Origin of the sequence: Pseudomonas extremaustralis (assembly GCF_900102035.1) — a bacterium.
Lineage (GTDB): Bacteria > Pseudomonadota > Gammaproteobacteria > Pseudomonadales > Pseudomonadaceae > Aquipseudomonas > Aquipseudomonas extremaustralis.
In genome coordinates this window covers 5,015,916-5,030,850 of record NZ_LT629689.1, presented here as the reverse complement: position 1 = coordinate 5,030,850, position 14,935 = coordinate 5,015,916, and the positions used below count along the sequence as shown (strand labels likewise).

The window sequence follows — 14,935 nt, the reverse complement described above, 5'->3', positions numbered from 1 at the left end:
GAAATTCGACTCGCTCGAACAGCTCGGGGAACAACTGCCCGGTCGCCTGAAAATATTGCTCGACGAGGCAAACCTGCAGTGGCGGCTGTACGAACCACCGGGCAATTTCTTCGACAGCCTGGCCGGTGCACTGATCGCGCTGCAACTGGAAGCGATCGGCGCGATCGACAGAGACGAGCGCAACCTGATCGGCGCCGACCCCGTCGCCATCCCGCCCATCGCGGTGGCCAGCGTCCTGCCGGTGGTCGAGGATTTGAGCAACCACACGTTATCCAATATCCGTGACATCCACGAACGCCTGCCCGACTGGCTGACCCAGGCTTCGGACCTGGATATTTCCACCTACAGTCGCTACGTGATCGACCTCGCCGAACTGCATACCCTCCAGCACGGCCTGCGCTTCAACGACGGCATCGCGCCGATCCGCGAATACGCCCGCGATCAGTTGCAGCGCCAGATTCGCACGCACGCCCAGGGCGCGAGCATCAACGTGGAGAAGATCGAGGTCCGCATCGAAACCCCGGTGGTGTGGGGAAGCACGTTCATCGTGCCCACCGCGCCAGACATCACACGCCATAACGTGATCGACCTGGCCCTGGACAACCTCACCGGCCTGCCGACCGGCCAGCCCAGCGTGTTTTATAACGGCGGCGCGGCCCCGTCGTGGTTGTCGTACAGCTACCTGAAGGGGCTGATTGAAAACCTCGATATCGGCCAGCACTACCCGGCGCTGATCAAGCGCACGTTGCTGGACGATGCGGTTCAGTCCAAGGCCCGACAGGCGCTCTACACCGCCCATTTACGTGTGCAACTGCCGCTGCTGGCACTGCAATTGAAGATTCGCCAGCAGTCCGGCGTCGACGAACGCGGTGCGCGCTACATCGCTGCCGCGCTACAGGACGAAGGGCCGGAACGACGCGTCGACGGACAGGAAATCGTCATTCGCCCCCTGGCGTTCCTGCCGACCTTGCGCCCAGGCAACCAGCACGACGTGGTCGCCAACATGTTCGTGATCGGCCCCAAGGATGCCGCCGCCGGCCCCTGTCTGCTCTACCGTCCCCTGCTGGAGCCGACACTGCTGCAATACCCGTCACGGCAAAACCTGCTCTATGCGATCAAACACAGCCGCCCGCTTCGCGAGTCGGTATTGGCCTGGCTGCCGGAGACGGCGCGCTTCAACTATGCGCAGTATGTGTTCCCGGATAAGTGGCCATCGCCGTGGACGGTGATCCGCGGGCTGGTTGAGCCGCAAGTCATGGTGTACATGAGCGGCCCGATCACCTTGAGCGATCAGATCATCGGTTCTGCGCCCCTGGCCACGCTGTTCAAGGCCAATGCCGAGGCGATGGTCGAACTGGCGAGCCGGCAATCGGTTTCCAATACGCAAAAACGCTGGGCCACCTTGCGCCAGGCGGGCTGGCAACTCTTCAATGCGACCTTGCCGTTCCTGGGGCGCACCGTCGGGATCGCCGCCTGGATCTGGCAGATCATGGATGACTTGCAGGACATCGCAGAGCAAGACAGCCCCGAGGCCGGCTGGACCGCCCAGGTCGACCTGCTGCTCAACCTGGGCATGGCCCTGGTGCTGCACACGGCCTTGCGCCACGCACGGGTCGAAAAAGCCAGCGAAAAACCTGGGCTGGAAACACAATCGCCAGCGGTCGAGCCCGCCGAAAAAAACCTGCCGCCACCCAGCAAAACCTCGCTGGCCCGGCTGGCGAACGTACCCGGCAGCGAGCTGCCGGGTCGGCACCAGGGCCTGCTGAACATGCGCGGCGCGATCCCTGCCGACCGTCCCAGCCTGGAGGCCACCCTGGACAGCTTCACCCTCGAAAAGCCGGCGGGCCTGGAGCCCCAGGTCACAGAGCCGGGGATCTATCTGCACCTCTACCCGCGCGCCCAGAAGTGGTACGCCGTGGTCGGTGCGCGCTGGTTCGAAGTCAGCGTGGACGAGGGGGACAGCGTGGTCATCATCGACCCCAACGACGCCTCCCGTATCGGCCCCGTGCTGCTCAACAACCGGGCGGGCCAATGGTTCGTGGACACGCGCCTGCGTCTGCGCGGTGGCGGCTTCAGGAACCGGCGCAAGGCCGTGCAGACCCGCAACGCGTCGCGCATCGACGACCTGCGCCGGCAGCTCAACACGTTCGATGCCGATGAGCGCGGCAAGCAGTCGGAGATCGCCAGCGCACATGCGTCGATAGGCGATGAGGCCGGCCCCTCCACCGAGTCGCGTCGCCAGACCTTCATCGACAAGGTCGACGCCCGAGTGGCGGACTACGACGTTCCGATCCGCCAGCTCAGGTCGCTCGGCATCATCGACACCGTGCCCAACTACCAAAGTTCCATGATCGACTATTTGCACAAACAGCTGCTGTTGACGCGCTCCGCCATCAACCAACGCTTGCCACTGTTCCGCGAAGCCCTGGAAAACACCATCCAGATCCTTGAGTCGGTCGCCGCCATCGATGCCCCGGCCCAGGCCCAAGCCGCTCAGACCATGTCGGACATGACGGCCGAGATGATCCGGCGCATGGAATACGTGGAGACCCGTTTTCGCGAACTGGGAACACTGGGCATCGAAGGCAACAAAGTTATCCAGACCACCCAGCACGCCATGCCCAGGCTCGAGTTGCGCGACTTGAAGGCGTTTCGAATCTCCCTGGCCCGCTACCTGTGTATCCACGAAGGCAGCGGCGAAGCGTTCGAGACGGCGCGGGCACTGATCGACGCGATTGTCGAGTCCGCCGAGCTGCCCATTCAAAGCTGCACCCAGGCGCTGGCCGACACCGCTATCCGCTCATTGGACGACCGTGTCGAGGTGCTCAACAGCCTGGTCGATCAATTTGCCATCGTCGACCAACGTCTGCTGGACCTGCATGCCGAGTACCCCGAACAGGTGCAACGCGAACCCCTGGAAGCGCTGCGCCAGCAGATCGACGAATTCAACCAGCAGGTGGTTCGCGAACTGGCCCTGTTGCTCAGGCAAAGCAGAGCCCTGGAGCCCAAGCCCGGCAGCTCGAAGACCCCGTCGCCGCCCAAGCGCAAAATCATCAAGACCCGCTTCAACGGCGTGGTGGTCGGTGAACCGCGCGCCACCGAAGCCGGTCTGGTGGATGTCAGGGCCCCCCTGACCGGCAAGATCATCGCGACCTTCCATGAGAAAGAGCCTGGGGTGTGGGTCGAGCGCGACAGCCAGCCTTCCAGGCCGCAGCCCTCCCAGGCGGTCGACCTGGACGCCAGCCTCAACGAAGGCGACCACCTGCTGCGGGACGAACCGACCGCGACCTTGCGGACCCTGGGCCACTCAAAAAAGGCCGGGCGCATTCCGGTGGAAATCGAGGAGATGTTCCATCAGTACGCCGCGCGCATGGAACATGCGGTCAGTCGCATCGAAGAAGCCTTGACCCAACGCAACCTGACCGAGAGCGATCGCCCTTCGGCGGCGACGACCAACAAGCAGCTCAACGACACGGCGCAGCGCCTGTATGAACTGGGCACGACCACCCGGATCAGCATGACCAAGCAGCAACCGCCCACGGCGGCGCGGGTGGAATGGCTGTTCGACCAGGGGCTGGTGAGCATTGCCAAGGTCGTCACCCGGCGGCGTTTGAAGGGGCCGGGCAAAGACTTTCTCGACGAGTACGAGATACGCGACCATCAAACCCACAACGTGCTGTGGTACGCCCACTTTCACTACCCCTCGGCGCAGGCCGCCGCCGAGGATTATCTGGCCGGGCACCTGAAGACGCGCGAGCAACAGAAGCAAGGGGGAAGCCTGCAACGCACAGGCTTGAACGATCGCGACCAGATCGCGATTTACCGCAGTCAGATCGGCTCGAAACTGGCCAAATCGTTGTTTTTTGCCAACTGAGCCGGCGACTCGTCGGCACTCCAGGCCTGGCGCAACCGCGCCAGCGCGTCGGCAATCGCCGCTTCAGGCACGGCGGCGAACCCCAGCACCAGGCCGGCGCGCTGGTCCGCCGGCGTGCTGGAGTGCGCCAGCCAGTAACTGCTCAAACCGTTGACCTCAACACCCACCGCGCGGGCCTGCTCCAGCAATTGCTGCTCACGTGCCAGGCTGTTTACGCGCACCGTCATGTGCAGCCCCGCCGCGACGCTGGGTAACTCGCTCACCCCCGGCAGGCCGCGCGGCCAACCGGCCAGCAAGGCATTGCGCCGACTCAACGCCGCCCGGCGCATGCGGCGGATATGCCGCTGGAAGTGCCCGGCGGCCATGAACTCGGCCATCACCGCCTGGGTGCTGACTTCCGAGTGACGCATGTCGACGGCGCGGCGCCGGGAGAAGGCATCGACCAAACCCGGCGGCAACACCAGATAACCCAGGCGCAACGCCGGAAACGCCACCTTGCCGAAGGTGCCGACGTAGAGCACGCGCCCATGCCGATCCAGTGCCGCCAGCGGTGCCAGGGGAGCGCCGCTGTAGCGGTATTCGCCGTCGTAGTCGTCCTCGACGATCCAGCCGCCGCGGCGCTCGGCCCAGGCCAGCAATTCCAGGCGCCGCGCCAGGCTCATCACCACGCCCAGCGGGTATTGATGGGACGGGGTGACATACGCCAGGCGGCAATCGCCCAAGCGGTCGAGGGCCTGGCAGTCGATGCCGTCGCTGTCCACCGGCACGCCATGCAGGCGCCCGCCGGCCAGGGCGAACGCATGGCCGGCGGCGCGATAGCCGGGGTTTTCCACCGCCACCCCGTCGCCGGGCTCCACCAGCAACTGTGCACAAAGGCTGATGGCTTGCTGCGCGCCACTGGTGATCACAATTTGTTCAGCCGTGCATTGCAGGCCACGGGAACTGCGCAGGTACGCCGCGATCAGCCCACGCAGGCGCGCGTCTCCGGCCGGGTCGCCGTAGCACAGCTGTTGCAGGTCCGGCTTGCGCCAGAAAGCCCCGTTCAGCTTGGCCCAGACCTCGAAGGGGAACAGATCGAAGGCCGGAACGCCCACCCGAAAGGCCTTCGGCGGTCCCATGGGCGGCTGGGGCAGGTGGTTGTTTTCCAGGCGATCCAAGGCCGCCCTGTGGATAACTTCTGGCGGCGAATTCACCGGCAAATCCAACCAATTTGTGGATAAGGCTGGGGATAAGCCTGTGCGTAACCCTGTGGATACTTTTGTGGATAGTTTTTTTGCGCTGGGCAATTGGGCGACGTAGGTGCCATCTCCGACACGGCCTTCGATAAACCCCTCGGCGTACAACTGATCGTAGGCGCGCACCACGCTGTTACGGGAAATCGACAACGCCGCGGCCAGGTCGCGGCTGGCGGGCAAGCGCGTGCCGCTCACCAGCCGCCCGTCCAGCACCCGTTGGCGCAGGGCCTCATAGAGTTGGCGCGTCAGGCCCTGGCGTCGGTCCAGTTCGATACCGGCAGGGTTGAAGGACAGTGGCGGCGAGACAGGCGACATATTGGACCTATGAAATTGGGCATAGATGGCTCTTACAACAGACCATTAGCCTGCCTAGGATGCAGGCATTCGCCAAGGAAAATATCCATGTACACACCCCGCGCCTTTGCCCTCGAAGACTTGCCCCAATTGCAGCAGCTCATCCAGCACACGCGCCTGGCACAGCTGGTGACCGTTGGCGAGCAAGGCTTGCAAGCCAGCCACTTGCCGCTGCTGCTCAACCCCGATGAAGGCCCCAACGGCACGCTTTACGGGCACATGGCCAAAGCCAACGGGCAGTGGCAAGACCTGCAGAACGGCGGCGAAGCCCTGGTGATCTTTGCCGGCGCCGACGCTTACGTCAGCCCGGCGTTTTACCCGTCCAAGGCCGAGCACGGCAAAGTGGTGCCCACCTGGAACTACCTGGCGGTGCACGCCTACGGCAGCGCCGAGGTGTTCACCGACCCTGAGCGCCTGCTCAGGCTGGTCAGCGCCCTTACCGACCGCCACGAAGGCAAGCGCGCCGAGCCGTGGAAAGTCAGCGACGCCCCAGCCGACTACATTGAAGGCATGCTCAAGGCCATCGTCGGCTTCGCCCTGCCGATCGAACGCCTGATCGGCAAACGCAAACTCAGCCAGAACCGCAACGCAGCGGACATCGCCGGCGTGCGCGAAGGCCTGGCCGCCAGCGCCGATGTCCGCGACCAGACCCTCGCCCGCTTTATTTCTCAAGGAGCCTCAGAATGAGCCAGACCGATATCCGCCCAGTGACCGCCGCCGACCACGCCGCCTGGCTGCCGTTGTGGCAGGCGTATTTGACCTTCTACAACACCGAACTGCCGGACGCGGTGAGCCAAAGCACCTGGCAACGCCTGATCGATCCACAGGAACCGACCCATTCGGCGCTGGCCTGGCAGGACGGCAAGGCGGTGGGCATGGTCAACTTCATCTACCACCGCTCCAACTGGAGCATCGAAAACTCCTGCTACCTGCAGGACCTGCTGGTGGACCCTGCCCAACGGGGCACCGGCATCGGCCGCAAACTCATCGAATTCGTCTACGCCACCGCCAAGGCCGACGGTTGCTGCAAGGTGCACTGGCTGACCCACGAGACCAATGCCACCGCGATCCAGCTCTATGAGCGCATCGCCGAACGCCCGGGTTTCATCCAATTTCGCAAAGGCCTTTAAGGAGCGCAGCATGTCCACTTCCCTCGCCGACTGGAAAGGTGCCCCGGCGCCCACGGTCGAACGCCTCGACGGGCGCTTTATCCGCCTGGAAAAACTCGACCCGGCGCGCCACGCCGAGCAACTGTGGCAAGCCCTCGAAGGCCCCGGCGCCGACCCCAAGTTGTGGGACTACCTGCCTTACGGGCCGTTTGCCGAACGCACCGCGTTCGATGCCTGGCTGAACAACCACGCGGCCCATACCGACCCGTACTTTTTCAGCGTGATCGACCGCGCGACCGGCGAGGTGCAAGGCATCCTCAGCCTGATGTCCATCGTCCCGGCCCAGGGCCGCATCGAAATCGGCCACGTCACCTTCGGCGCACCGATGCAGCGCTCGCCGAAAAGCACCGAGGCGGTGTACCTGCTGGCCAAGTACGCGTTCGAGCAGGGCTACCGTCGCCTGGAATGGAAGTGCAACAACGGCAACGCCCGCTCCAAATACGCGGCCGAACGCCTGGGGTTCAGTTTTGAAGGGGTGTTCCGCCAGCACATGGTGGTCAAGGGGCAGAACCGCGACACCGCGTGGTACTCGATCATCGACGTGGAATGGCCGACGGTGGAGGCCGGGTTCGAGGCCTGGCTGTCCGAGGCCAACCAGGCCGGTTCCGGACAGGTCAAGAGCCTGGCGGAGTGTCGCCGCCAGGCTCTTGAGGCTTAACCGAGCTGCTGGGCCAGCACCGCAATGTGCTCCGGCCCGATCCCGCAGCAACCGCCCAGGTGCGTGGCGCCGCGGGCCTGCCAATCGGCTGCCCAGTGCAGGTAGCCCGGTGGGTCGAGGTCGTCGCGCAGCGGGTCCAGGCCATCGTTCGCCGTCGCTTCCTTGGGCTGTGGCGGGAAGGCGTTGGCATAGGCGCCGATGTGGATCGCCACCCCCAGCCGCTCGAAGGTCTGGCGGGCGGCGTCGATCGCCGCGCCGATCACTTCCGGCTGGCTGCAGTTGAACAGCAGCACCTGCACGCCCAACTGCGCAGCCGCCTCGGCCGCGTCCGCCACCGGCTCGCCGGAGCGCAGGCGCGGGACGTCGTCGGTGTCTTCGTCTTTCAAGGTAAACGACAGCCAGAACGGCTTGCCGTCCTCAGGCAACCCGGCATGAATCGCCCGCGCCTCGGCGATTGAGCTCTGGGTCTCCGCCAGCCACAGGTCGACATAAGGAGCCAGGCCTTGCACCAGGGGCGTCAGCAGCTCCGTCACGCGCTGTGGCTCGAACAGATCGGGGCGATACGAACCGAATAACGGCGGCAGCGAACCGGCCACCCGCACGGCTTTGCCGCTGGCATCCACCGCACGGCGCGCCAATTCACCCGCCAACGCCGCCAGCGCCTGGCCTTCGGCAGCGAAGCGCGCCTCACCGATATGGAACGGCACCACCGCGTAACTGTTGCTGGTGATCACGTCGGCACCGCTGTCGATATAGGCCGCATGCACCGCCTCCACCGCTTGCGGCGCTTCGCTCAAGGCCAGCGCCGACCACTCCGGCTGCCGGAAGGGCGCACCGCGGCGTTGCAGTTCACGGCCCATGCCGCCGTCCAGGATGACTATGCTTTTTGCGCCCATATACTTTTTACTCATAAGCTTATGAAAATAACTCACTATGAGAGTCGTTCTTATAACTATTTAATACGGTCCATTCGGTTCGTAACAACTTATTTTTTTATTCGGGTGTCCACTTTGAAACTTAAACCGCTACTGGCCCTGGGCCTGACGATTCTGGCTGCCTCCACCCAAGCCTTCGGTGGCGCGACCCTGGACCGGGTTGAGAAGAAAAAAGAACTGGTGGGCGTACTGATGGAAAGCTACCCGCCGTTCTCGTTTCTCAACGAGCAAAACCAGCTCGACGGCTTCGACGTCGATGTCGCCAAGGCCGTGGCGCAAAAGTTGGGCGTGAAGCTGCGCCTGGAAACCCCGTCCTGGGATGTGATCGCCGCCGGTCACTGGAGTGGCCGCTACGACATTTGCATCTGCTCCATGACCCCGAGCAAGGCCCGCGCCGAAGTGTTCGACTTCCCGGTGGAGTACTACGCGTCTCCTGCCGTGATCGTGGTCAACGCCAAGGATGATCGCATCCACGGCGCAAAAGACCTGAGCGGCAAAAAGGTCGGCCTGACCAGCGCCTCCAGCTATGAGAGCTACCTGAACAAGAACCTGGTGATCGAAGGCGCCGAAGACACGCAGCTGCAGTACCCGTTCGAGAACGTGCAGATCGCCCCGTACGACACCGATAACGTCGCCTTCCAGGACCTCGGCCTGGGCGCCGGCGTGCGCCTGGACGCCATCCTCACCAACCTGGTCACCGCCCAGCCGCGTCTGAACCAGGACCAGCGCTTCAAGCTCGCCGGCGAGCCGCTCTACGCCGAGCCCAACTCGGTGGCCATCGAAAAAGGCGACGCCGAATGGGACGGCAAAGTGCGTGAAGTGTTTGCCCAGCTGAAAAAGGACGGCACATTGAGCGCGCTGTCGCAGAAATGGATCGGCGCCGACATCAGCCAATGACACCGTCCAAACCACCCGTGCTACAGCGACTGCTGGGCTTTCGCACGCGGCTCTACCTGACCTGGGCGGCGTTGTTCGCCCTGTTCGCCAGCTTTTTCCTGAGCTTTGACCTGAAGTTCTCGATCATCCTCGACAAGCTGCCCAACCTGGTCGGCGTGCACCTGGCGCCCAACGGTTTCCTGCAAGGCGCGGCGCTCACGCTGTTTTTGTGCCTGTGTTCGATGGCCGCCTCGTCGGTGCTGGGCTTTATCACCGCCCTGGGGCGCTTGTCGAAAAGCGCCGTGGCCTTTGGCATCGCCAGCTTTTACGCGTCGTTTTTCCGCGGCACGCCGCTGCTGATCCAGATCCTGCTGATCTACCTGGGTTTGCCGCAACTGGGCCTGGTGCCGGGGGCGATCGTCGCCGGGATCATCGCGCTGTCGCTGAACTATGGCGCTTACCTGAGCGAGATTTTCCGCGCCGGCATCCTGGGCGTCCCCCACGGACAACGCGAAGCCGCCCTGGCCCTGGGCATGCGCGACAGTGCGATCTTCTGGCACGTCACCCTGCCCCAGGCCATGCGCACCATCATCCCGCCCGCCACCAACCAGTTCATCTCCATGCTCAAGGACTCGTCCCTGATTTCGGTGATGGGCGTGTGGGAAGTGATGTTCCTGGCGCAGTCCTACGGCCGCTCGAGTTATCGCTACATCGAGATGCTCACCACGGCCGCGATCATCTACTGGGTGCTGTCCCTGGGCCTGGAACTGATCCAGGCGCGGATGGAGCGCCATTACGGCAAGGGCTATGTAAAACGCGGGTGAGGGCCAGGAAAATGGCAGCCAACCGCCCCGTTATCCTGTACATACCGCTGAGTTTTTATCGCAGCGGACTAGAGACTTCTCCCGCAAGCAAGGAATGCTTGCCCTGACATTTATCTGCGCGCCGCCTCGCTAAATTCCCCCACCTCATACATCTAGAGGTGGGTTTACATGCCGCTCATACACAAACCACTCGCACTCGCTATCACCCTGTCACTCGGCGCCGCCGGCGCTCAATACGCCCAGGCCCGAGGCGATATGGAGCCTGACAGCGAATGGTTCGAACAGATTGCAGCGCCCAGCGAAAAAAAGTATTTCGAGCCGGCCGTTCCCGCGCCCGCGGACTTCTACTTCGCCGATCGCGCGACGAGTCGCAATGGCCTGAGCGTCGCCCGCGTGCTCGACGCCGCGGTGGATGATCTATTGGCGTCGGACGAACTGAACGATTGGGTGAAAGACGAGCTTGAGGATTACGGCCAGTACCTGGCCAGCCTGGAGCCGGGCCGCCTGGGTGCGCTGCTTGAACAGTTGGCGGGCAGCCACAACGCCAACCTGGGCAGCGCCACGCAAAACAGCCTGAAGCCCCTGACCACCGGCCTACTGTCGGCCGTCCGCCAGTTGGATAACGCCAGCGACGAGGCCGCCCGCGTGTGGGCGCAAGCCTTGGGAGGCGCCGGCACCCTGGATGCGCAACACGGCAGCAGTGGCTTGAAGCAACGCCACCAAGGCCTGTTGCTGGGTGCCGACTGGGCCCTCGACCACGCCTGGCGAATCGGCGTGGTGGGCGGCAAGTCGGGCAGCGACCTGAGCGCCAGGCGCTTCAAGGGCGAATTGGACAGCTGGCACGTGGGCGCTTATGCGGCACGCCTGGACGGCCCACTGGCGCTTCGCCTGGGTGCGCTTTACAGCGGCCATAGCGGGCAAAACAAACGCACGGTGGATTTCGACTTCCTCGATCATCGCGAACACCTCACGGGCCAATACAAAGCCCGCAGCCAAAACGCCTTCGCCGAACTGGGCTATCGACTGAACACCGCCGGCTTGCGCGCCGAGCCCTTTGTCGGGCTGGGCTTCGAGCGTTATCAGCGCGACCGTTTTCAGGAAAAAGGCGGCTACAGCGCACTGAACGTCGGTGCACAGACCCAACAGAATCTCAGCAGCACCTTGGGTCTTCGTTTGAGCCACGACTTCACGCTGGACAACCAAATGACCCTCAAACCGCACCTGGGTACCCACTGGAAACATCTGTATGGAAACGTCGACAGCCGCGTGCGCCAGTCCTTCGCCTGGGAAAAACGCGAGGACTTCAACAGTGAGTTCACCATCAACGGCACATCCCTGGACCGTAACACCCTGGCGCTGCGTACCGGCCTGGACATGGCGCTGTCAGCCGAACACAGCCTCGGCCTGAGCTACTCCGCCGAGTTCGGCAGCCATAGCCGCAACCAGGGCCTGATGGGGCAATGGGCGATGGCGTTCTGAGGCATCGGAAGGCCCGAACACTGTACCTGTGGCGAGGGAGCTTGCTCCCGCTGGGGCGCGAGGCGGCCCCCAAAGAGGGACTGCGGCGCAGTCCAGCGCGAGCAAGCTCCCTCGCCACAGGTTATTGATTGCTCGCTCTATCTCTTAAATGAACAGCATTACTGCATAAACGGCTTTTTTCAGGGGCAAACCACCAACCCCTGCATTAACCATCATTCTCTTCTGACCGACCGTCGTCGCTTGTGCAAAAAACTCGCAAAGACACCTATTGGTCATCCCCTCACAGAAGTCAGCCCAAGAAACATTTTGGATTGCGGAAGTTTCATACGCATTTTCGAGGTCTTTCCTGCATCAATCTGATTTTCCCCTTTGCTAGCGTGCTCGCATGTTTAAACACGTTTAGGCCCGACACTGCTCGGGCCTCGCGTTTTGTTTAGCCTTTCGCCTTAAGGATAAGCCCATGTTTGCGCCTGACCGTCCTGTGCACTTCACGCGACAGAGTCCTTCTGTTCACAACGGATTAAAGGGATTGCGGCTCTTATGTATAAGCGCAATGGCCTGGGCAGTTTCAGGCTGCTCACTCCTGCAAACCGAGAGTTTCAACTTCCAGGCCGAGTTGCCGGAAAACTTCACGATAAGCGCCACCACCTATTACGACGCGGCCTCTGGCGAGTCGTGTCCGGGGCATAAAGTGGTCAAAAGCGATCAACCCAAGGGCACACAACTGATTGAACTCAAGTTGCCACTTACAGAAAAGGTAAAGGGGTGTTCCAGGGTATTGAAAAGCGTTGTGCTGAATATCGAAGGGCAATGGGGCAAACGTGAACTGGACATGAGTTTGCAAAAGGCCGCTTTATACATTCGTGATGAGCCCACTGAAACAACTCGCCCTTTCCCCGCGTCGGGACCACTGGTCTTTCAGGGCCAGTGCCAGTGGTTGTTTCGCACCGTGGGATCGAGACGGTTTATCAGGAAAATCCTCCAGTGCCGGGCGCTCGACGCTAATGGCGTCGTCCAGAAAAGCCTGGCGGGTGGATCAATGCTGCGCGATGGGTTAGCGGGCAGGACCGTGAAGTTGGTGCTTAGTGTTGCGCAGAAGGAGCAGCCTTATTACAGAGGCTGGTGGCTCGAAACGCCCAAGGGCTGGAGACCCTGCACGGGTTTGTGGGGAACGAATAACGAAGAGTACTGCACCGAGCCATACAAGTTCCTTGACTCTTTCAAAATGCCTGACGGACGTGACTGCACCGTCTATCCCAACTGCACTGAATAAAGGACATTAATCATGAGTTTGTATGAGCCTATGAAAGATGAGGATAAGCCGTTTTTTAGCAGCAAGATGCTGGCTTGCCCATTAGGGGGACACTTTATTAGTTTTCAGTTGGTCGATGAGCTCGGTGATGGTAAACCCTATGCGGGCCTTGCCTATACCCTTCAAGACAGTGCAGAGCAACGCTATATGGGCAGGTTGGATGCCGATGGGTTTGCCAAAATCGAAAACTGCTATCAAGGGCCTGTTGTATTAATGATGGATTCGCCCCATGAACGCACTGTCCAACTTTATGGGCAATTGATGGATAGAAAATCCTATCCACTCCCCATCACCGAACTCCAAGTCCGCGCCGAACAAACCCGCTTCTTCCACAAAGACGGTTCCCCTCGCGAGCACAACCCCGCACTAAAACCGGGAGATGAGTTCATCCAGGTCGAAGTCCGGGACCTGGTCAAACACAGCGCACATCTACCGCCGCCGATTATTGACCGTAAATACCCGCCAGAAGACATCCTGATAAGAGCGCTCAACGAACTGAGGTTCAGTCCAGCCCCCGTAGCGACGTTTGGTGTCGGGCTGTTATCGAACCGGCACACCCTGCTCCAGGTGCGTCCACTGCGGGCGTTCCGCCCCATGCTCTCGACCGACAATCAGTTCTGTGCCTTGAACCTGTACCAACTGGCGATCATGGCGAATTTGAGTTACTGCGATTTCGGCCAGCACCCCGCCAAAGACCCGGTGGACAGGGTCAGCTTTCCATTGGACCCCAGCGTCGGTCACTTCTTTGGCGAAGCCCTTTCGAACTACCGGGAAAGCTGGAAAGTGGACAATGCCCAGTCGCCGAATCACCGCTACTACCCCCTCTACGAAGAAGTGCCTTACTCGAAACGCTTCGAAATCCTGCCGTTCGACCCCACCCTGTATGAGCAAAACAAACCGGGCGAAAACCAGGAACATCCCGCCAAGCTGCACTTTTTCGATGACACCAGCGCCCATTGGTTTAGTGCCAAGAGCACACAGGCATTCATCACCCACCACGATGAGGTCATTCTGATTTCAATCCGTGGAACCCTGGAGTTGGCCGATTGGTGGCGGGATGTGGATGCGGCGCAAGTGCCTTTTGAAGAGGGACAAGGTAAAGTCCATCGTGGCTTTTATGAGGCCTATAAGGCGTTGAAAAAATTTGTTCAGGACTATTTGGACCAGTTTCACGCCGGACAAAAAATCATCATCAGCGGCCACAGCCTCGGCGGCGCAATCGCATTGTTGCTGGCGGAAGCCCTTCGCAACGCCACGGACAACAATTACGACGTCCTCCTCTACACCTACGGTGCTCCCCGCACGGGCGATGCCACCTTCGTCGCCGCCGCCGAGCCGCTGGCGCACCACCGCGCGGTGAATAACAACGACATGATCCCCAGCGTCCCCGCGCCGTGGATGAACGCACGACGAAGCATCTGGATTCCCGGGTTCAAGGCCATGTTCATTACCAACCCGGTGCTGGGCGCCTTGATCTTTGTCGCCGGCCTTGTGCGGGTGGGCGGCGCGCCTTATCAGCACCACGGCACGTTGCATCACTTCATGCTCGTGCCGTTCAACCAGAAGGAAATGTCGTCGATTCTGTGGCGGCCGGGCTGCGACTCCATCGAGCAGGCCGCCTGCACCCGCGCGCTGGCCAAAGATGGCGACCTGCCTTACCGCGACGGCTGGATCACCCAACTCATGAGCCTGGGCGACCACAGCATCCCGCGCGCTTATATCCCGTTGTCCTGGGCGACCTTGCGGCGTTGGCAGCAAACCCAGGAAACCCGCGGGACGCTGGTCACTGAGCGTGAATACGCCCTGGTGGACCAGGCATTGAAGACCATGCGCTTCAAGGTTGAGGAAAAGTCCCGGCACATGCGCTACAACCAGCGCGATCTCACCGACGCCGACTACCTGCAGGCCGACATTGAGCTGACCCGCGAGTCGGACAAGCTTGCGCACTCGCTGCAGCGCCTGGAAAGGCTGCGCATAAGCCACCTGAGCCTTGCCGACGTGTACGGCAGCGCCGCGCAATCGCCCGCCCTTGAAATCGCGCTGGCGCGCTGGAAGGACCAGCGCGAGAACACCCTGCAGGTGCAGATTGCAATGATTCCCGAGCCGGACCCGATCGAAGAACTGTTTGCCAGCCTGGCCGACAAGCCTCGACCACTGGACCTGGACTCGCTGATCTAGTGGTTGGGGTAAATCCCAGGCAAAAAAAAGGGGAGCACCTG

11 protein-coding genes are annotated in these 14,935 nt (G+C 62.0%); 9 read left to right on the top strand and 2 right to left on the bottom strand.

Translation table 11 applies throughout. The annotated features are described in order from the left end of the window. The first annotated feature begins 55 nt into the window (after positions 1 to 55). Positions 56 to 3,874, top strand: a complete 3,819-nt coding sequence (locus tag BLR63_RS23055) for a dermonecrotic toxin domain-containing protein (RefSeq protein WP_231998099.1) — start codon at positions 56 to 58, stop codon at positions 3,872 to 3,874. Here BLR63_RS23055 and pdxR read toward each other — a convergent pair. Beyond that, positions 3,829 to 5,424 carry a MocR-like pyridoxine biosynthesis transcription factor PdxR gene (pdxR, locus tag BLR63_RS23050; protein WP_010566923.1) on the bottom strand — a complete coding sequence of 532 codons (1,596 nt, stop codon included), beginning with the start codon at positions 5,422 to 5,424 and terminating at the stop codon, positions 3,829 to 3,831. The two genes, BLR63_RS23055 and pdxR, sit on opposite strands and share 46 nt — an antisense overlap. Before the next feature lie 87 nt (positions 5,425 to 5,511). Between pdxR and BLR63_RS23045 the strand changes: the two genes are divergently transcribed. Genes BLR63_RS23045 through BLR63_RS23035 form a run of 3 tightly spaced genes read left to right on the top strand, consistent with a single transcriptional unit; the run spans position 5,512 to position 7,290 of the window. After that, entirely contained in the window at positions 5,512 to 6,150 is a 639-nt protein-coding gene (locus BLR63_RS23045; protein WP_010566922.1) for an FMN-binding negative transcriptional regulator, read from the top strand. Continuing rightward, positions 6,147 to 6,593, top strand: coding sequence for a GNAT family N-acetyltransferase (locus tag BLR63_RS23040; RefSeq protein ID WP_010566921.1), 447 nt, complete (start codon positions 6,147 to 6,149; stop codon positions 6,591 to 6,593). Before BLR63_RS23045 ends, BLR63_RS23040 begins: the two co-directional genes overlap by 4 nt. Positions 6,594 to 6,603: 10 nt before the next feature. Beyond that, complete coding sequence (locus BLR63_RS23035; protein ID WP_010566920.1) at positions 6,604 to 7,290, top strand: GNAT family N-acetyltransferase; 687 nt, start codon at positions 6,604 to 6,606, stop codon at positions 7,288 to 7,290. Here BLR63_RS23035 and BLR63_RS23030 read toward each other — a convergent pair. Next, positions 7,287 to 8,186: a homocysteine S-methyltransferase family protein gene (locus BLR63_RS23030; RefSeq protein WP_010566919.1), complete on the bottom strand. Its 900-nt coding sequence runs from the start codon at positions 8,184 to 8,186 to the stop codon at positions 7,287 to 7,289. The genes BLR63_RS23035 and BLR63_RS23030 overlap by 4 nt on opposite strands. Positions 8,187 to 8,300: 114 nt before the next feature. Between BLR63_RS23030 and BLR63_RS23025 the strand changes: the two genes are divergently transcribed. The 5 genes from BLR63_RS23025 (at position 8,301) to BLR63_RS23005 (ending at position 14,894) form a co-directional block, all read left to right on the top strand. Continuing rightward, entirely contained in the window at positions 8,301 to 9,122 is an 822-nt protein-coding gene (locus tag BLR63_RS23025) for an ABC transporter substrate-binding protein (protein ID WP_010566918.1), read from the top strand. Further along, positions 9,119 to 9,925: an amino acid ABC transporter permease gene (locus BLR63_RS23020; RefSeq protein ID WP_010566917.1), complete on the top strand. Its 807-nt coding sequence runs from the start codon at positions 9,119 to 9,121 to the stop codon at positions 9,923 to 9,925. The genes BLR63_RS23025 and BLR63_RS23020 overlap by 4 nt, the downstream gene beginning before the upstream one ends. A 168-nt stretch (positions 9,926 to 10,093) precedes the next feature. After that, positions 10,094 to 11,404 (top strand): autotransporter outer membrane beta-barrel domain-containing protein, encoded by a 1,311-nt coding sequence (locus BLR63_RS23015; protein WP_010566916.1) that lies wholly within the window; start codon positions 10,094 to 10,096, stop codon positions 11,402 to 11,404. A 460-nt stretch (positions 11,405 to 11,864) separates the two neighbouring features. Continuing rightward, positions 11,865 to 12,677, top strand: a complete 813-nt coding sequence (locus tag BLR63_RS23010) for a hypothetical protein (protein WP_231998097.1) — start codon at positions 11,865 to 11,867, stop codon at positions 12,675 to 12,677. 300 nt (positions 12,678 to 12,977) lie between these two features. Next, the gene (locus tag BLR63_RS23005; protein WP_083366004.1) at positions 12,978 to 14,894 is read left to right on the top strand and encodes a lipase family protein; all 1,917 of its coding nucleotides are present in this window, start codon (positions 12,978 to 12,980) and stop codon (positions 14,892 to 14,894) included. Positions 14,895 to 14,935: the final 41 nt, after the last annotated feature.